Annotated in this window: 16 protein-coding genes; 15 read left to right on the top strand and 1 reads right to left on the bottom strand. The window is 43.8% G+C overall.

Going from position 1 to position 18,807, the window contains the following annotated elements:
• Positions 1 to 28: 28 nt before the first annotated feature.
• From J3L18_RS12925 to uxuA, 10 genes are all read left to right on the top strand, one after another.
• The gene (locus tag J3L18_RS12925; protein WP_112657980.1) at positions 29 to 811 is read left to right on the top strand and encodes an NIPSNAP family protein; all 783 of its coding nucleotides are present in this window, start codon (positions 29 to 31) and stop codon (positions 809 to 811) included.
• Positions 812 to 1,177: 366 nt separating this feature from the next.
• Entirely contained in the window at positions 1,178 to 2,425 is a 1,248-nt protein-coding gene (locus J3L18_RS12920) for an efflux RND transporter periplasmic adaptor subunit (protein ID WP_129571719.1), read from the top strand.
• A gap of 305 nt (positions 2,426 to 2,730) precedes the next feature.
• Positions 2,731 to 4,188 carry a TolC family protein gene (locus J3L18_RS12915; RefSeq protein WP_129571720.1) on the top strand — a complete coding sequence of 486 codons (1,458 nt, stop codon included), beginning with the start codon at positions 2,731 to 2,733 and terminating at the stop codon, positions 4,186 to 4,188.
• Between the two features lie 87 nt (positions 4,189 to 4,275).
• Positions 4,276 to 4,941, top strand: a complete 666-nt coding sequence (locus tag J3L18_RS12910; protein ID WP_091175395.1) for an ABC transporter ATP-binding protein — start codon at positions 4,276 to 4,278, stop codon at positions 4,939 to 4,941.
• 25 nt (positions 4,942 to 4,966) lie between these two features.
• Positions 4,967 to 6,190 (top strand): ABC transporter permease, encoded by a 1,224-nt coding sequence (locus tag J3L18_RS12905; protein ID WP_129571721.1) that lies wholly within the window; start codon positions 4,967 to 4,969, stop codon positions 6,188 to 6,190.
• 28 nt (positions 6,191 to 6,218) lie between these two features.
• Positions 6,219 to 7,403 carry an ABC transporter permease gene (locus tag J3L18_RS12900; RefSeq protein ID WP_091175390.1) on the top strand — a complete coding sequence of 395 codons (1,185 nt, stop codon included), beginning with the start codon at positions 6,219 to 6,221 and terminating at the stop codon, positions 7,401 to 7,403.
• Between the two features lie 21 nt (positions 7,404 to 7,424).
• Entirely contained in the window at positions 7,425 to 8,798 is a 1,374-nt protein-coding gene (locus tag J3L18_RS12895; RefSeq protein ID WP_129571722.1) for a sigma-54-dependent transcriptional regulator, read from the top strand.
• On the top strand, positions 8,782 to 10,080 hold the full coding sequence (locus tag J3L18_RS12890) for a sensor histidine kinase (protein ID WP_129571723.1): 1,299 nt from the start codon (positions 8,782 to 8,784) through the stop codon (positions 10,078 to 10,080). Before J3L18_RS12895 ends, J3L18_RS12890 begins: the two co-directional genes overlap by 17 nt.
• Before the next feature lie 385 nt (positions 10,081 to 10,465).
• A complete protein-coding gene (locus J3L18_RS12885) occupies positions 10,466 to 12,136 on the top strand; it encodes an alpha-amylase family protein (RefSeq protein WP_129571724.1) in 1,671 nt (556 codons plus the stop codon).
• An 873-nt stretch (positions 12,137 to 13,009) separates the two neighbouring features.
• Complete coding sequence (uxuA, locus tag J3L18_RS12880) at positions 13,010 to 14,203, top strand: mannonate dehydratase (protein WP_223266303.1); 1,194 nt, start codon at positions 13,010 to 13,012, stop codon at positions 14,201 to 14,203.
• A gap of 83 nt (positions 14,204 to 14,286) precedes the next feature.
• Here the strand turns inward: uxuA and J3L18_RS12875 are convergent, their stop codons facing one another.
• The gene (locus tag J3L18_RS12875; protein WP_129571725.1) at positions 14,287 to 14,649 is read right to left on the bottom strand and encodes a nuclear transport factor 2 family protein; all 363 of its coding nucleotides are present in this window, start codon (positions 14,647 to 14,649) and stop codon (positions 14,287 to 14,289) included.
• A gap of 180 nt (positions 14,650 to 14,829) precedes the next feature.
• On the opposite strand from J3L18_RS12875, the gene J3L18_RS12870 reads away from it, so the two are divergent.
• From J3L18_RS12870 to J3L18_RS12850, 5 genes are all read left to right on the top strand, one after another.
• Positions 14,830 to 15,378 (top strand): RNA polymerase sigma factor, encoded by a 549-nt coding sequence (locus tag J3L18_RS12870; RefSeq protein WP_208057811.1) that lies wholly within the window; start codon positions 14,830 to 14,832, stop codon positions 15,376 to 15,378.
• Between the two features lie 11 nt (positions 15,379 to 15,389).
• The gene (locus tag J3L18_RS12865; RefSeq protein WP_129571732.1) at positions 15,390 to 16,205 is read left to right on the top strand and encodes a zf-HC2 domain-containing protein; all 816 of its coding nucleotides are present in this window, start codon (positions 15,390 to 15,392) and stop codon (positions 16,203 to 16,205) included.
• A 14-nt stretch (positions 16,206 to 16,219) separates the two neighbouring features.
• Positions 16,220 to 17,083 (top strand): DUF4097 family beta strand repeat-containing protein, encoded by an 864-nt coding sequence (locus J3L18_RS12860; protein ID WP_129571726.1) that lies wholly within the window; start codon positions 16,220 to 16,222, stop codon positions 17,081 to 17,083.
• Between the two features lie 11 nt (positions 17,084 to 17,094).
• Positions 17,095 to 17,919: a DUF4097 family beta strand repeat-containing protein gene (locus J3L18_RS12855; RefSeq protein WP_112655345.1), complete on the top strand. Its 825-nt coding sequence runs from the start codon at positions 17,095 to 17,097 to the stop codon at positions 17,917 to 17,919.
• A 465-nt stretch (positions 17,920 to 18,384) separates the two neighbouring features.
• Complete coding sequence (locus J3L18_RS12850; RefSeq protein WP_090524634.1) at positions 18,385 to 18,795, top strand: RNA recognition motif domain-containing protein; 411 nt, start codon at positions 18,385 to 18,387, stop codon at positions 18,793 to 18,795.
• The last annotated feature ends 12 nt before the right edge of the window (positions 18,796 to 18,807 follow it).

The following is an 18,807-nucleotide window of genomic DNA, read 5'->3' as shown; positions in this document are numbered from 1 at the left end:
ATATTTACTTCGAAAATATAACGCAGTTATGAAACCTTTTGTAAAATCATCTATCGCTTTTTTTACCTGTTTATTTATCGCTGCAGTGGCATTGGCAAATGCACCGGCACGTAATTATTATCAGCTTAAAATATACCATTACAAAACCCAGGCGCAGGAAAATACCATTGAAAAGTATTTAGAACAGGCCTATATACCTGCGCTGCACCGGGCCGGCATTAAGAATGTCGGTGTGTTTAAGCCTGTAAGCCAGGCAGATACCGCGAAGCTGTTATATGTATTTACACCCTTTCAATCATGGGACAAGTTAATGGGTATCGATCAAAAGTTACAGGCCGATGCCGCATATCTTGCGGATGGAAAGGATTACATTGACGCCGCTTATAATGATCAGCCTTATACCCGTTTTGAAACAATTATACTACAGGCTTTTCCGGGCATGCCTTCAACAGCGGTGCCTAATTTGACCGCTAAAAAAGCCGATAGGGTTTATGAATTGCGTAGTTATGAAAGTCCTACCGAAAAATACAATGTCAATAAGGTAACCATGTTTAATGTGGGCGATGAAATAGGCCTGTTTAAACGGCTTGGTTTTAATGCCGTTTTTTATTCGGAGGTTATTGCGGGCAGTCATATGCCTAATTTAATGTACATGACCACTTTTAACAGCAAAGAAGACAGGGACAAGCATTGGGACACTTTTGGTAAAGATGCTTACTGGAAAACGCTTTCGGCTAAAGCCGAGTACCAGCATAACGTTTCCCATGCTGATATTATCTTTCTGCGCCCGGCAGATTATTCTGATTTTTAAGCGAATTTCTTGCTAATGAGCTTGATCTACAGGTGAATTTTTCGTCCCCTCAGGGTCTCTCACAGAGGACCCTGAGGCATACGCCATGCTTATTCGCCGTTCTGGATAATCAATCCGGTAGATATTTAAATTGCGGTGAATTGCATTTTTAGTGTGGCAGAGGTACACCAGGTCTCCGCCAGGAACAACTCAACGATATGAAAATTAATCAGCGAAATCAACGCAATCAAAAAATACTCAACGGTCGGTATTGAATATTTTGTCCGATATCGATCACTTTTTCAAAATTAAAAACATGTAACTTATTGGTGGTTAATGTTTTAATATTGGTATAACTCTTGCAAAACCTTATCCAAATTTATCACAATGGATAAGGAAATTACACTTGAAGTTACAGCTGCCAAACGCAAAAAAAGCGCGGTAGTCATCATTATCAGCATAGCTGTTTTGGTGCTTGCCGTAATGCTTTTGCGCGGATATATTAAATCAACCATTACCAGGGCCGAAATTACAACCGCCAAAGTTGAAATCGGCAATATCGAAAATACCATAAACGCCACTGGCGAGGTTTTGCCTGAGTTTGAAGAAATTATCACCAGCCCGATAAATGCATCTATCAAAAGTGCGCTGATGGATGCCGGTAATAAGGTTAAAGCCGGCCAATCGATATTAACGCTGGATAAATCGGCTACTCAAACCGATTTTGAAAAACAGAAGTTCCAGCTCGAAACCAAACGCACCGAGATCAGCAAACTCAAGCTTGATCTGAACAAAAGCTTCTACGACATCCAATCCAACAACGATATTAAGCAACTCCACATCAGTAACCTTGCCGATGCCGTTGAAAATGCTAAACGCCTGTATAAAGCAGGTGGCGGCACCCGCGAAAATATTGAACAGGCCGAGCTGAACCTCAAAGTTGCACAGCTTGAAAAAAAGCAGCTGGAAAACGAGATCAAAAGCAAACAGCAAACCATGCAGCTGGAGATTAAAGAAGCCGAAATAGCGGCAGATATCCAGCAAAACGATCTTAAAGAATTGCAGCGTAAGCTTGACCTGGCCAATGTGGTGGCAACACGCGCCGGGGTGATCACCTATGTAAACAAAAATATTGGTGCCAACATTCACGAAGGTGAAACCCTGGCACGGATTGCCGATCTGGGCAGTTTCAGGATCCAGGGCAGTATTTCTGATAACTCTGCCGATCAGCTGCATAGCGGCTTGCCGGTTATTGTACGGATCAATGATGATCAGTTAAGGGGACATGTAAGCAACGTATCCCCATCGGTACAAAACAGCATCATTTCGTTTGATGTGCAGCTGGATGACCGGGCCAGCAAATTGCTCAGGCCCAACATGAAAGTCGACGTTTTTTTGGTGACGGCAACACATAATAAAATTATGCGGGTAGCCAACGGTCCGGCATTTAAAGGCCCTTCCGTTCAGGATATTTTTGTAATGAACAATGGTAAAGCCGAACGCCGCACGGTACATATCGGTCTCACCAATTTTGATTATGTGGAGATACAGAGCGGCCTAAAGCCTGATGATGTGATAATCACATCGGATATGAGCGAATATAAAAACTCGAAGGAAGTGACGGTAAAAAATTAGAAACAGGAGCTTATGATACGGTTGGTGTTGTCACCGACAGATGCTGGGAAGAAAAAAAAATTGGGGATTGTGCGATTCCCTCCCCTGGGAGGGTGTAGGGAGGGGTTTCATCGAGGTACCTATTTGTTTGAAATAGCGGATAAACCCCTCCCTGCCACTACACATTTCCATCACACCCCTCCCAAGGGAGGGAATAAAAAAATCTTCCGAACACGAAAGGCGACAACACCAACAACGGCGGGAATAAATGAAAAAAAATTAAAATAAAAGTCTCACCCTTTAGGGGGAGATTTAGAGGGGGCATCATGAAATTTCTATACACCATATTATTATTAACCATAACCACAGGAGCGCTGGCTCACAGTGGTGCCGATACCCTGCGGCTAACGCTGCAGCAGGTGGTTGACATGGCCAAAGCCAATTCAATAGCCGCCAAGCAGGCTGCTACTGTACGCGAAACCAAATATTGGGAATACCGCACCTACAAATCAAACTACCAGCCGCAGCTGGCATTAAGCGGTATTTTACCTGGATATACTAAAACATTTTCGCAGGTGCAGCAGCCTGACGGTACTATACTTTTCCAGCCTATTCATAACGATAACTCATCATTACAGCTTAACTTTAGCCAAAGTATTACAGCTACCGGCGGTACTATTTATGGCACCACACAATTACAGCGGTTTGATGATTTTGACAGGCATAATGTATTGTATAACGGTATCCCTTACGGTATAAATTATTCACAGCCGCTGTTTCAGTTCAACAGCCTAAAATGGGATAAAAAAATTGAGCCTTTAAAGTTTAACGAAAGCAAGCAGGTTTACATTGAAGCCCAGGAAAAGATTGCTGTTGACGTGGAAGGGTACTTTTTCGACCTGCTGCTGGCTCAGGTAAACCTCAAGATTGCCGAAACCAACTTAACTAATACTCAGGGAATCTTAAAGGTAGCCAACCTCAAGTACGAGTTAGGAAAGGTATCAAAAAACGAGATCCTGCAACTACAGCTGGAAAAGATCAACGCGCAGAAAGCCGTTGGTACAGCCAGGCGCGATATGGAGATTGCAACACTGAACCTGCGCAGTTTTACGGGGCAGGAAGGGAGTGAGCGGATAGTACTGGTAGTACCGAAAAATATTAGCCAGATGACCGTATCATCAGATAAAGTGCTGGCCGAAGCTTATGCCAACCGCTCGGATGCAATCGCTTTTTCACGCCGTATTGCAGAAGCAAAACGGGATGTGGCTAAAGCCAAAGGGCAAAATGGTTTAACCGCCACGCTTACCGCCAGCCTGGGCTTTTCAAATACAGCTACCAATATTCCCGATGTATACAAGAACCCTCAAAACCAGCAATTGCTGCAGGTACAGCTTTCTATACCGATACTGGATTGGGGCAGATCCAAATCCCGTGCTAAAACGGCTTTAGCCAACCAGCAGTTTACCGAATATGCTGTTGAGCAGGATAAACAAACTTTTAAACAGCAGATAGTAACCCAGGTATCGCTTTTTAATGTAATGAAAGAACAACTGGTTTATACCGCGCAGGCCGATAGCATAGCCGCCGAGAAATACCAGATAGCACGTGAACGCTACGTTTTAGGCGATCTGAGCATTACCGACCTTGGCATAGCCTTCCGCGAAAATGACCAGGCCCAGCGTGATTATGTAGCTGCCCTCCGTGATTTTTGGGGTGCTTACTATCAGTTGCGTTACCTTTCGCTCTATGATTTTGAAACAAACAAAAAAATCACCTATAACTAAATCAATAATTTATTTAACAGAAATCTAAACACATAAACGATAAAAATCACTAAATCACTAATTCACTAACTCAATAATTATTCACTCATGATACGTTTACAAAACATTGAAAAGGTGTACCGCACCGATACCGTAGAAACCCTGGCCCTGAACAGCGTAAGCCTTGATATTGCCAAAGGCGAATTTTTATCCATCATGGGCCCCTCGGGCTGTGGCAAAAGCACCCTGCTTAATATTATGGGCCTGCTTGACGCGCCCTCAAAAGGACAAATCAGGATTGACGATCAAAAAACAGAAGGTATGAATGATAAGCAACTGGCAGCTTTCCGCAATAAAAAGCTGGGTTTTATTTTTCAAAGCTATCATCTTATTAACGACCTGCAGGTGCTTGACAATGTAGAGCTGCCATTGCTTTACCGGGATACTACCGCCAAACAACGTCGTGAGCTGGCTGCCGAAGCACTGGAAAAGGTAGGGCTTGCTAACCGTTTAAAACATTTTCCTACACAACTGTCTGGTGGTCAGCGGCAGCGTGTGGCCATAGCCAGGGCTATTGTAGGCAAACCCGAAATTATTTTGGCCGATGAGCCTACCGGTAACCTCGATAGTGCTATGGGCAATGAAATTATGGAGATCCTCCTTAACCTTAACCGTAACGACGGCACCACTATAGTAATGGTAACGCACGATGAAAACATGGCCCACAAAACCCACCGTTTGGTGCGCCTGTTTGATGGCGCCCAAGTTCAGTAATTAACCGGTTTTAACATTAGAAGTTATGCTTAAAAATTATTTAAAAATAGCCATAGCGGTACTTAAGCGCCGCAAGTTTTTTACATTCATCAGCTTGTTCGGGATTAGTTTTACGCTTACCATCCTGATAGTTTTAACAGCTTTTATTGATAAGGTAATTGGTGATAACTACCCGGATAAAAAGCGTGACAGGTCATTGTATATTACCCGGATCCAGGAGTCGGGGGATAATAATATGATGTCGAGTACCTTATCTTATTATTTTTTAAGCCATTATACGAGCATGATGAAAACCCCTGTAAAGGTTGCCATATCATCTATGTTTAAGGGAACCAATACCTATGTCAACAATAAAAAGATAGCTGTAAACTTCAAATACACCAATGCCGATTACTGGGATGTGCTGGATTACGATTTTACAGAAGGGAAACCGTTTAATAAGCAGCAGGTAAGCAATGCAGATCGTGTAGCTATCATATCAGAAGATATGAAACGGCAATACTTTGGCGATGTAACACAGGTGGTAGGTAAGTACATTGAGGCAGATAACGTGAATTACAGGGTAATTGGTGTTGTTAAGAACGTACCGGTAACTAATTACATGCTTTACAGCGATATCTACCTGCCGTATACCGTATCAAAAGAAGATTATAAAAGCAAAGGTTATCTGGGCGGTTATCTGGGCATTTTGCTTGCCAACTCGCCAGGGGATGTCCCCAAAATGAAGGCCGAATATGAGAATATTATAAAACGGGTGCCTGTTGAGCGAAAGGAATTTAAACACCTTTACAGCCATGCCAACACTTTTTTCAGGAGTTATGTTGATACCGGAAACGAAGAACATTCTGGCGTATTCATAGTAGTCACGGCCATAAGCATATTTGTATTCATATTTACCCTGCTGCCAACACTTAACCTGGTTAACATCAATATCACCCGTATTATGGAACGTTCGTCAGAAATTGGCGTACGGAAGGCTTTTGGTGCCTCGTCAAAAACATTGGTTTACCAGTTTATTGTCGAAAACCTGATACTTACTTTATTGGGCGGCTTAATTGGGATTGTTCTATCGCTGATTGTGCTTTCTGCGATCAATAACGCTAATCTTATAGCCAATCTTGAGCTAAGCATCAACTTTACGGTTTTATTTATAGGCTTGCTGGTTTGTCTTGTTTTTGGTCTACTATCAGGTGTTTATCCGGCCTGGCGCATGTCAAAACTGAACGTGGTTACGGCATTAAAAGCTTAATGGTCATTTACTTTTAAATCAAAATATTATGTTCAAGCATTTATTTAAACTCATCTGGAATAAAAAGAAGCAGAACTTTCTGCTCATTACCGAGATGCTGGTATCCTTCCTGGTATTGTTTGCGGTATTTACACTTATGATGTATTACTATAACAATTACAAAAAGCCCATGGGTTTTGATTACCAGGATGTATGGGTTATTAATTATAACAATTCATACCAAACCAAAAATGTGGATTCACTTAATCTTTATTACGAAACGCTTCGCAAAACAATAAAATCATTACCCCATATAAAAGAAATCACTTTTGTTAGCGGCAATATTCCGTTTTCATCACGAACAAACGAAAGCGGGTTGACTTTCAGGGGTAAGCACGTTCAACATCTTAATAATTTTACTGTTGAAGATTACTATCAAAAAGTAATGAATGTTACTTTATTGGAAGGGCGCTGGTTTGATAAGGAAGATGTGGTTGGCAAAAACAAAAGTATCATTATTGATGCTGCTTTAAAGGAAGCTACGTTTGGTAAAGAACCTGCTGTTGGGAAACTTTTAGGCAACGATGATGATAAAAACAAGTTTAAGGTAGTCGGGGTAATTCAAACTATTAAAAAGAATGGGGATTATTTAAACCCAGGGCCGGGTATGTATTTCAGAACGGATACAGGCTCATTCCGATGGCTCGATAAGATCCTGGTAAAGGTTGATCATGGTGCCGATGCTGCCTTTGAAGGTAAATTGTACAAAACAATGGCCAACGATATGAAAAATGCCAATATCGAAATTGAACACCTTGCCAGTAAACGAACCGATGCTAACTACTTTGCTTTGGTGCCTATGATCATATTGGCTATCGTGAGCACATTCCTGGTGATTAACGTGGCGCTGGGCCTGTTTGGCGTATTGTGGTATAATATTAATAAGCGCAGGGGAGAGATAGGTTTACGCCGGGCCATTGGTGCTACAGGTGGCGCGGTATCAGCCCAATTAGTGTCCGAATCTATGATCCTGGCAACGCTGGCCCTTATTATCGGGACCTTTTTCGCGGCCCAGTTTCCATTGCTAAACGTTTTTGATTTGCCTGCAATTGTTTATATCGAAGGGATATTAATATCTGTTTTGTTTGTTTACCTGCTGGTGCTCATTTGTTCGCTTTACCCCGGCAAACAGGCCGCGGCTATTTACCCGGCTGTTGCTTTACACGAAGAATAATTACGATATTGACCGCTTGTTATGATATTGGTTATTGATGATGATATTGCCGTACGCACCTCGCTGATCCTGCTGCTAAAAAGCGAGGGGTATGATGCTGCAGGTACCGATGAGCCTGCCGAAGCCCTTAAGATCATTAAGAAAAAGGCTCCTGAGTTGGTCATTTTAGATCTTAATTTTTCGATAGATACATCAGGGCAGGAGGGAATGGAACTGCTTGCAAAGATCAAAGCTTTTAACAGCGCTATCCCCGTGATCCTGATCACCGGCTGGGGGAGCATTGAATTGGCAGTTAAAGGTATGAAACTGGGCGCCAATGATTTCATCAATAAGCCGTGGAATAACGAGTACCTTATTCAATCAGTTAAAACCCTGCTCGATCTGCAGGATAAAAAGACCGAGCACCATACCCGTAAGCAACTGGATAAAACCTACAACTTTGAAAATATTATAGGCGAAGATCCCCGGATGCTCGATATCCTGGAAACCATTGGCCGGGTAGCCTCAACCGATGCATCGGTGCTGATCATGGGCGAAAGCGGCACAGGTAAAGAGCTGATAGCCGAGGCCATTCATCAAAATAGCCTGCGTCGTAATAAGCCATTTATTAAAGTAAACCTTGGGGGCATCTCAACATCGTTGTTTGAAAGCGAAATGTTCGGCCATATCCGCGGAGCGTTTACAGATGCCCGGTTTGACAGGGTAGGCCGCTTTGAAATGGCAAATAAAGGCACCATTTTTTTAGATGAAATAGGCGACCTGGATGCCGGCAGCCAGGTAAAACTGCTCCGCGTATTGCAGGACCGCACCTATGAAGTATTGGGCAGCAGTCGCACCAAAACCGTTGATACGCGTGTGGTTTGCGCCACCAATAAAAACCTTAACGAGATGGTGGCCCGGGGTACTTTTCGCGAGGATTTGCTGTACCGAATCAACCTGATCACTGTTTACCTGCCGGCCTTGCGCGAGCGGCCGAAGGATATTCCATTGCTGGTTAGCTTTTTTATTAATAACTTGAAGCAGATCTATAACCGGCCCAATTTGTCGGTAGCACCAACGGCCATGAAATGGTTACAGCAGTTGCCTTTACCGGGTAACATCAGGCAACTGAAAAACCTCGTAGAGCGCTCCATTTTGGTGAGCCGGCGGGATGAGTTGAGTATTGATGATTTCCGGTCGCAATTGGAATTATCACCAGTTAAAAAAGGAAATATCCAGTTGCCGGGGGTGGGTACTTTAACTTTAGAAGAGGTTGAAGTAGAGATGATAAAACGGGCTTTAGATCATCATAAAAACAAGATAAGCAAGGCCGCCGCTGCTTTAGGGCTTACGCGCAGCGCCCTGTACCGGCGGCTCGAGAAATACCAGATCCCTTACGATGAAGCTGAGGACTAAATACATTTTATTCGTAGTGATCCTGCACCTGCTAACCCTGGTGCTTACTTATTTTATTTTCAACGATAACAAGATCTATTTTATCATATCGGAGGTGGTTGTGATCATCTCTTCGGTAATTGCCGTGCAGCTTTACCAGCAGCTCATTCAGCCACTAAAAATGCTGATGCAGGGCGTTGAGGCTATTAAAGACAAAGATTTTAATGTGAAATTCCTTTCAACCGGCAAGCACGAGGTTGACGCGCTGATTGATGTTTATAACCAAATGATGGACGAGCTAAGAACCGAACGGACACGACAGGAGCAACAGCATTTCTTTTTAGAAAAGCTCATCCACACTTCGCCAACAGGTATCATCATCCTTGATTTTGATGACCGGGTACAGCAAATAAACCCTAAAGCTTTGCAGGTTTTGGGTATTGATGAAAAAGCCGTGGTTGGTGAATTGATTGGCGAACTCAAACACCCCATTTTCAAACATATCAAAACCCTTAAATCGGGCCAAACGGAGGTAGTTAAGCTGGACGGGATCAACTCATTCAAACTCCAAAAATCGCATTTTATCGACCGGGGATTTTCGCGCCATTTTATTATGCTGGAGGATTTGACAGCCGAGATCCTGGCAGCAGAAAAGAAAGTTTATGGCAAAGTGATCAGGATGATGGCGCATGAGGTGAACAATACCATAGGCCCGGTAAATTCCATCATGCAATCGGCCATGAAAGCCGATCAGCTTTGGGCCGGTCATGATTTCGACCCAATAAAAGATGCCCTGCAGGTTGCAATGGACAGGAACCAGAACCTCAACCTGTTTATGCGCAATTTTGCCGATTTGGTGAAACTGCCGCCGGCCAACAAACAGCCTGTAGTATTGCAAAAGCTCTTAGCATCGGTAGTAAAGCTGATGAATATCCGTGCTGAAGAAAAAAATGTGGTGTTAGTCCTTCATTTACCCGAAGAACCGGTTAATATCATGGCTGATGAACAACAACTGGAGCAGGCATTCATTAACATTGTAAAAAACGCTATTGAGGCTATTGATGACCAGGGATCAGTAACCTTTACCATCAACCTCAAAGAAAAAAAGCTCGTTATCACTGATACCGGCAAAGGTATCACAGCCGAACAAAATGCCAACCTGTTTACTCCCTTCTTCAGCACCAAAAAAGACGGGCAGGGGATAGGCTTAACCCTGGTACGCGAGATCATGCTGAACCACGGCTTTGAGTTTTCGTTGAAAACGGTGGCTGAAAGGCAAACTGAGTTTGTGGTTTATTTTTGATAACATAGGCGACGGGCTATAAATATTGATGTGATGGTTGTATACTAATAAAAGTTATGTCATTGCGAGGAGCGGCACAGGCGAAAGCATTTGGGGCGACGTGGCAATCTCGTAGCTATTCACATCGGACAAGCATTGGCTACGAGATTGCCGCGCTGCGCTCGCAATGACATAAAAAATCAATATCTCCGCCGCCGCTCGGCCCCAGCTGAGTGGCAACTATCAAGCGGCCTCCGGCCGCCGTGGCAAAAGCCGGCCAGGGAAGAGGGTTGTGTCATGTCAATAAAAATCCAAGATTGTATTAGTTTTTGCTTAATCCTTTTAGTAACGTTGTAAACCAATTTAAATGTTACCTTAACAGATAATCACTGCAATTACATCTACTATGCAAAGACGGCATTTTATAAAAATTTCTGCAGCCACGGGCGCTGCAATGCTTTTTAGCAAGCTTACTTATTCGGCTGCAAACGGAGCCGCGATGATGAAGGCTCCTGATGAGATTTGGGCTCAATCCGGTACCGATTGGGTTAAGCTTACTGCGTCAAACGGATCTCACTACGCGCATAAAGAAACAAGCGTAAGCTTGAAAACTAATGGTAATGCACTTGGCATATCCGTTTCATCACCAAAACAGGAATTAAATGCGATAAGATTAAAGTGGAAACACAACACTGCTGCATCCGCCAGGTTCCTGGGCGATCATTGGGAGCGTTCATATGGCGATTTGCAATGGAAAAGCATAGCCGCAGGCATTAAAAATCCATGGTATGTAATTATTCATGACGATAAACAAACGACTTGTTTCGGCGTAAAAACAGGAGCCAACAGTATTTGTTGGTGGGGCGTTAATACCGATAGTGTTGAACTTACTTTAGACACAACCTCGGGTGGGGTAGGTGTATTATTGGGCGACAGGCAACTGCACGCTGCTGACATCATAACTACTAACGCTAAAGCAGGTGAAGATACCTTTGCCGCAACTCATCGCTTTTGTAAAATGATGTGCGAAAAGCCGCGCATTCCAAAGCAACCGGTATACGGGATTAACGACTGGTACTTTGCTTACGGAAACAACTCGGCCGAACTGATCAAAAAAACCACCGCTATGATGGCCGAACTGGTTACCGATCATAGTAATAAACCTTTTTCGGTTATAGATGCCGGTTGGGCAACTTATTCGCCGTTATTACCCGGTGATGGTGGCTGGAACGATGATTTTTCAAAGCCGAACGATAAGTTTAAAGATATGCATGCTCTTGGCGATGAGATCAAAAAATTGGGCATGCGCCCCGGTTTGTGGATGCGCCCACTTTGCGCCAGACACGATGAAAAGGCCAGTTTGCTGGCACCGAAGATCCCTGGTAGGGATGACCCGAAAAATCCGGTGCTCGACCCAACCATACCTGAAAATATAGCCCGCATTAAACATAATTTTGATGTGTATAAGCAGTGGGGATATGAGATGGTAAAACACGATTTTACAACGTATGATATAGCCGGTCGCTGGGGTTTTGATATGAAAGATAGTTTTACCGCGTCGGGCTGGCATTTTAACGACAGGACAAAAACCAATGCCGAGATCATCCTGCACCTGTACCGCTCCATTCGTGAAGCTGCCGGTGATGGGATCTACGTGATAGGTTGCAATACGATGAGCCATCTTTCGGCCGGCGTGTTTGAGCTTTGCCGCATAGGCGATGATACCAGTGGTCATGAATGGGCGCGTACCCGTAAAATGGGCGTTAACACGCTCGCTTTCCGCCTGTCTCAGCACAATGCCTTTTATGCAGTAGATGGCGATTGCGTAGGTCTTACTAAAGATATTGAATGGAAAAGGAACAAGCAGTGGCTGCAATTATTAGCCGAAAGTGGCGCGCCGCTGTTCATCTCCGGTCAGCCCGAAGCCATGGGCGAAGAGCAAAAGAAAGCTGTTAAAACAGCTTTCACACAAGCCGCCAAAGTACAGCCACTGGGCCAGCCATTGGATTGGATGGAAACCATGTTGCCAACCAAATGGAAACTGAATGGCAGGGTGGTTGATTTTGATTGGGCGTAAACCAAGAGAGGGGCTTGTCACCCTGAGTAGGGGTTTATTTGTTCACAAATGATCGCATTGCAGATGACATTTTTTTGCGTCTGATAATCAGTATATTGTACACTTGTCAATGGCAGCCAGTCGAAGGGTCGCGCGCAAAGGCCTTGCGCACCATGCTTCGATTGGCTCAACATGGGCCGTTGAAAAAAGCACTTTTCCGTCAGCAGGTAAGCTTCGGGTGAAAGCGGGCAGAACAATAGTGGCCTTGAGCGCAGGAAGGGGCATAGCAAGTTTTTGCAGAAGCATTGGGAAAGCGCGAGCGTAGCGGGGCAAAATAATTGCAGCCCGTGGTTCTGCCCGTTTTGCAGGGCAAAGGCCGGCGCGACGGGCTGTGGAGTGGGTGAGCGCAAAGAAGCCTCCCTGCTGACTTGATTTTTTGGGTACTTTTGTATCAAGACAAAAGTACCTGGCCCCGCGCGGCCAAGAGCGCGACGATGCAAGTTTGATACCAATAATTTCTTTTACCTGCCGTAAGGATCGCGCTGCATAATGAAAGGATTGAATGTGAGATTGCTCAAAGCTCAACCAGCACACAAAATTATTTGTAATTAACTGTTAGGCTATTAAAAAAATATAACGATTATTGGCGCGTGATAATTGCAGCTTGATATGTGTTTACTGACATGGCTGTGTCAGTGTTCAATTTTTAAAAATCAGGTGTTCAATAAAATAAGTTGTTAAATGTTATTTTATTGATTATTAGCGTTTTAGTTATTTTGTTGTAGTATTTGAACACTTAAGTGCTTGATTATCAATATTGGTTTTTTTTGAAGTGTTCAACCTTTCTAAAATTGAACACCCTGTTTTTGAATATTAAATCTACTGTTATATAAAATGAGTGATACCAATACAAGCAATACCTTCAGCATGATCAACACCATGCGCTGGTATGGCCCTAATGATCCTGTAAGTTTGGCCGATATCAGGCAGGCGGGATGTACAGGCGTAGTAAGCGCCCTGCACCAGGTACCCAACGGCCAGGTATGGACAATTGAGGCCATTAACGAGCGCAAAGCCATCATCGAAGCTGCCGGGCTTACCTGGGATGTAGTTGAAAGCGTACCCGTACATGAAGCCATCAAAACCCAAACCGGAGACTACCTGCAATACATCGAAAACTATAAACAAAGCCTGCAAAACCTGGCCGCCTGCGGTATCCATATCGTTACCTATAACTTTATGCCCGTGCTGGACTGGACACGTACTGATCTGGCTTTTACAGTTGAAGACGGTTCAAAAGCCCTCCGTTTTGAAAAAGCCGCTTTTATTGCATTCGACGTGTTTATGCTGAAAAGAGCAGGTGCCGAAAATGAATATACCACCGATGAACTTGCCCGTGCCAAAGCCCGTTTTGATGGCATGAGCGATGATGACAAACAACTGCTGCAGCGTAATATTATAGCCGGTTTACCAGGCAGTGAAGAAAGCTTTACGCTGGATAAATTCAGGGATGCCCTTGCTGCCTATGACGGCATTGATGCGGAAAGGCTAAGGCAAAACCTGATCTTTTTCCTGCAGCAGATTATCCCGGTTGCCGATGCCAATAATATAAAAATGGTTATCCACCCGGACGATCCGCCGTACGCCATTTTGGGTCTGCCAAGGGTAGTGAGTACCGCCGAACATATCAATGCGCTTATTGAGGCTGTGCCTTCATTAAACAATGGTTTATGCTTCTGCACGGGCTCTTACGGCGTAAGACCGGATAATGACCTGCCGGCCATGGTAAAACAATTTGGCGACAGGATCAATTTCATTCACCTGCGCAGCACCCGCCGCAATGAGTTTGGCGATTTTTATGAGGATAACCACCTGGAAGGTGATGTGGATATGTACGCCGTGGTAAAAGAGCTGGTACAGGTTATGAAACAGCGTAAATTAAGTATCCCTATGCGCCCCGATCATGGTCACCAGATGCTTGACGACCTTAAAAAGAAAACCAATCCCGGTTATTCGGCCATTGGCAGGCTGCGTGGCCTTGCCGAATTAAGAGGGCTTGAGCTGGGTATTATCCGCTCAATGGAATAGTGATCTTTATTGCTCCGAAGATAAAAACAAAAGGCCTTTGCGGAGAGCGAAGGCCTTTGTCATTTATTATTGGTTAGGTGCGCTTAGCCCATATTATAAAAAAACTGCTCGGCTATAATTTTTCCGTCTTTCACTTCATAAATCGCAATTTCATTCATTGGCATACGGCCGCCTTCTTTATAGGTAACATCCATATCCATGGTTACCGCGAAAAAATTACCGGTAACTATCGCGTCAGATACCTCGCCGCTGTGAATCTCCTGAACCGAGGCATACCAATATTCTGTTTTGCCTTTAACTGCCTCTTTACCTTCGGTAAGCTCCATTGGCGAACCTTTTGGCTCCCGGCTCACAATATTATCTGCATAAAGCTCATCAATAGCCTGGGTATGTTTGCCTTCGCGGCAATACTGAACTAATTTTGCTGCTACTTCGGTGGTGGTCATGATCTTATGGTTTTAATTGTTATTATAAAGTTAGTTAATTACACTTCAAACCAATTGCCTGTTTGGTTTAAATTTCTGTTAAGTTTGATCGCCAATTGCATCCTCCAAAAAAATAAAAATTTTCTGTAACCATTTTACGCCGCCGAAGTACTTAAGGTATATTACATAATTACAAACTGATTGAACACGCTTACAGACAATGCCATTATGCTAAAGGTGAAAGCCGGCGACCTTGACAGGATGGGTATGCTCTTTGAACGCTACAATCGACAGTTGTATGGCTTTTTGTTCCACATGACCTACCAGCGCGAGCTAAGCGAGGACATGGTACAGCAGGTGTTTTATAAGATGCTCAAGTACCGCCACACCTTTACCGGTACCGGTGAATATATCCACTGGATGTACTCCATCGCCCGCAATGTGTTAAAAGATCACTGGCGCAAAAACAAACAGCAGGTACAACACGAGGGCGTGGAAGCGGCTGAAACCATGGCAGGGGGCCTGGTGCCGGATGAACAATTTGAAAAAAAGCAAGCTAAGGCTGAGCTACATCGTGCCATGGAAAAGTTAAGTGAAAGCCAGCGCGAGATTTTGGCCCTGAGCCGTTTCCAGGAACTAAAATGCCAGGAAATAGCCGAAATACTGGGCATGACCGAAGGCACAGTAAAAGTGCGCATCCACCGGGCCATGCAGGAGCTTAAAAGTATTTATGTAAAAATGGAACGATAAAACAGTATAAGATGAAATGTGAGCTATATGAGGAACTGTTTACCGGTTGGATAAACAAAGATTTAAGTCCTGAAGAAAGTGGGGCCTTAGAGCGCCATATTGCAGGCTGCGCCAATTGCCGTGAAGAGTTGCAGGGACTTCAGCAAATGTGGGATACAATGGGCCATATCGAAACTCCCGAGCCATCGGCCAATATGAGCGTGAAGTTTTATGCCATGCTGGATACCTACAAGGAATCTGTAAAAGAGCAAAGGAGTTTGTGGGCTGATATTAAATACCAGGTAAGCCGGATCTGGGAGTGGCAGCCACGCTGGCCCATGGCCTATAACCTGGCAATGGTTGTGATTTTAGTGGGTGCAGGGTACCTGTTTTTCGGTAAAAGTAAAAGTGATGACCAGGATAAACAACTGAAAGCCCTAAGCTCGCAGGTGCATGAGCTTAAACAAACCATGATGCTGGCCCTGCTTGAAAATCCATCAGCCTCCGAGCGGATCAGGGGGGTAAGCTATACCAGTGAGATTAAACATGCAGATAAGCAGGTGATAGACGCCCTACTGGCTACGCTGAACAACGATCCAAATGTAAATGTACGCCTGAGCACGCTTGATGCGCTGACACACCTTACCGGTTACCCGGAAGTAAGGGAAGGCCTCATAAAGTCAATAGTTGAGCAGGATTCGCCGCTGATGCAACTGGCCATTGCTGATGTCATGCTGAAACTGCAGGAAAAACGATCAGTAAAATCATTTAAAGAACTGCTAAAACAAAAAGGCCTTGATAATGGCGTTCGCGATAAAATCAAACAAACGATAACCCAACTTATTTAAAAATAAACCAAATCATGAAAAGATCACTATTACCTGTTTTAGCAGGTCTGGGGCTTTGCCTTGCCCAAATTTCGGCCCATGCCCAGGATTATAAAGAGCATATCAGTAAGCAATTCACTTTGCAGGGAGCGGCTTCGGGCACTACGCTGGCCATTTACAATATTTGGGGCTCTATAACCGTGCAGGGATATTCAGGCAACCAGGTATCAATTGAGGTAGATGAAACCATCCGGGGCAAAAGCGCTGGTGATGTAGAAACCGGTAAAAAAGAAGTTAAACTGGGATTTGATCAAAAGGCTGATAGTATTATCGCTTACACGGCCGAACCCTACGATACCCGCCCACGCCGCAACTGGAACCGAGAGGATCGTCATCATATAGATTATACGGTAAAATTAGAGTATACTGTTAAAGTGCCCTATGGTATAAACCTGTGCGTATCAACCGTAAACGATGGTAACATTGAAGTTAAAGATGTATATGGGGCATTAAAAGTAAACAATGTAAACGGCGGCATAACCATTGCCAATGCCAAAGGTACAACCAGCGCACATACCATTAACGGGCCGCTTAATGTAACTTACCTCTCGGTGCCACCCGATGCTTCAAGCTATTATACACTTAATGGTAAGCTTGAAGTAACTTACCCGGCTAACCTGGCAGCTGATCTTGAATTTAAAAGTATGAACGGACAGTTTTATACCGATTTTCCGGATGCAGAGATTTTGCCTACAAGAGTAAGTAAAACTGAATCAAAAAGCGGCAGCAGCACTACTTACAAGCTTAGTAAAAATAATGGCGTACGTATAGGGGCAGGCGGAAAGCTATTTAAGTTTGAAACACTTAACGGTAATATTTATATCAAAAAACAACAATAAAAAATAACAACATGAAAACGATAAGATTTACAGGTATATTACTACTAACTGCGCTGTTAAGCACGAGGCTTTGGGCGCAGGACGGTGAAAAAGGGCAGTTAGTTGTGCCGTTAAGTGATCCGGGAAAGCCATATAAACTGGAAGTTGGACTGATTAATGGTTCAATAACCATAACAGGTTATGAGGGTAAGGATATTATTATTGATGCCCAGGGCGAAGAAAGAAAACACCGTGAAAAGGAACCGGCACCGGGCGGAATGAGGCGTTTATCGGCCGGGAGCAACCTGGATGTACAAGCCCAGGAAAACAATAACCAGGTAAACGTTCATGGCAGCCCTAATAAAACTACTAATTTGACTATTAAAGTACCCATGAATAGTACCAGCGTTAAATTGTCCACTGTAAATAATGGTAACATCAATGCCAGCAATCTGAGCGGCGACCTGGAAATACGGAATGTTAATGGCTATATCAAACTAAATAATATATCAGGATCTGTTGTGGCCAATACGGTTAATGGCAATGTTGAGGTTAGCTTTAAAAGCATTGATGCAAAAGCGGCCATGGCATTTTCAACGCTCAACGGCAAGGTTGATGTTACGTTCCCGGCAAGCCTTAAGGCCAATGTAAAGTTAAAATCAGATCAGGGTGATATATTCACCGATTTTGATGTGGTTACCGAGCAGCGCAAACCGGTTGTTACCAAAAATACCGGTGAAAAAGGAATGTACAGCCTGAAAATGGAGGATTGGGTTTACGGGAAAATAGCCGGCGGCGGTCCCGAATTATTGATGAAAACCACCTTCGGCAGTCTTTATATCCGCAAGGCAAAATAATTAAGCGGTGTTTAATAAGTTTTAACCAGGCATTACATTATTGGGGAACTATGGGTAATTTTATCAGCAATTTTCACCAGTTAACCAATAGTGCGAGGTGTTAACAGCAACGGTAAAAGAAAAAATCAAGCCGTGAATTCTCAAGCGATACCGATACTATATCAATCCTTTGAATAGCATCGATCCACAGTGATAATGCTCGTGTATATATATGCAGCTTAACTAGCTAAATAAAGGGCAAGGAATTGATTATGAGTTGAGATAATAATTAAGACGCTAAAGAGGTTTGAATGGAAATAATCCAAAGCGATTTACTACACAATTAGTGTGAAAAAGCGTTCCGGGATAATATCCGGAACGCTTTTTTTGTAAATAAGCCTTTAACAGGTGGTTAAGCAATAGGCTAAACCATTTTTGTGCACTATATTTGCTGACTGGTTACCTATTGCAATTACTTGGTAGAGTATGATTAAGCTTTTTATCGTGGGTTTTCCGCGGGATATGGAAGAAATTGAACTTGTTGAACTGTTCAGTGCTTATGGCACGGTAAGCACCGTGCGGATAATTACCGATAAAGACAGCGGCATTAGTAAAGGTTATGGTTTTTTAGAAATGACTGATGAGGCAGGCGCTCAACGTGCAATTGACGCTATGAATGGTGCTACTATCGATGAGCGTGAAATAAGCGTAAGGATAGCAGAACAAAAGCACCAGCCCCAGCAAAAACAGCAATTTTCAAAACCTAAGCCGGGTTTTAACAAAGTAAAGCCACAAGGTTACAACAAGCCCCGCTTTCCGCGCGAAAATAACCGCTATGAGCAGCAGGACGCTGCGGCCCCGGTTAGAGCAAAACGCCCGCGCAGGCAACAGCCATAAGCTTTTTCGAAA

It is taken from the genome of Mucilaginibacter gossypii (assembly GCF_017569325.2).
Lineage (GTDB): Bacteria > Bacteroidota > Bacteroidia > Sphingobacteriales > Sphingobacteriaceae > Mucilaginibacter > Mucilaginibacter gossypii.
The sequence above is the reverse complement of the archived record's forward strand: the minus strand, read 5'-3'. Positions and strand labels throughout refer to the sequence as shown.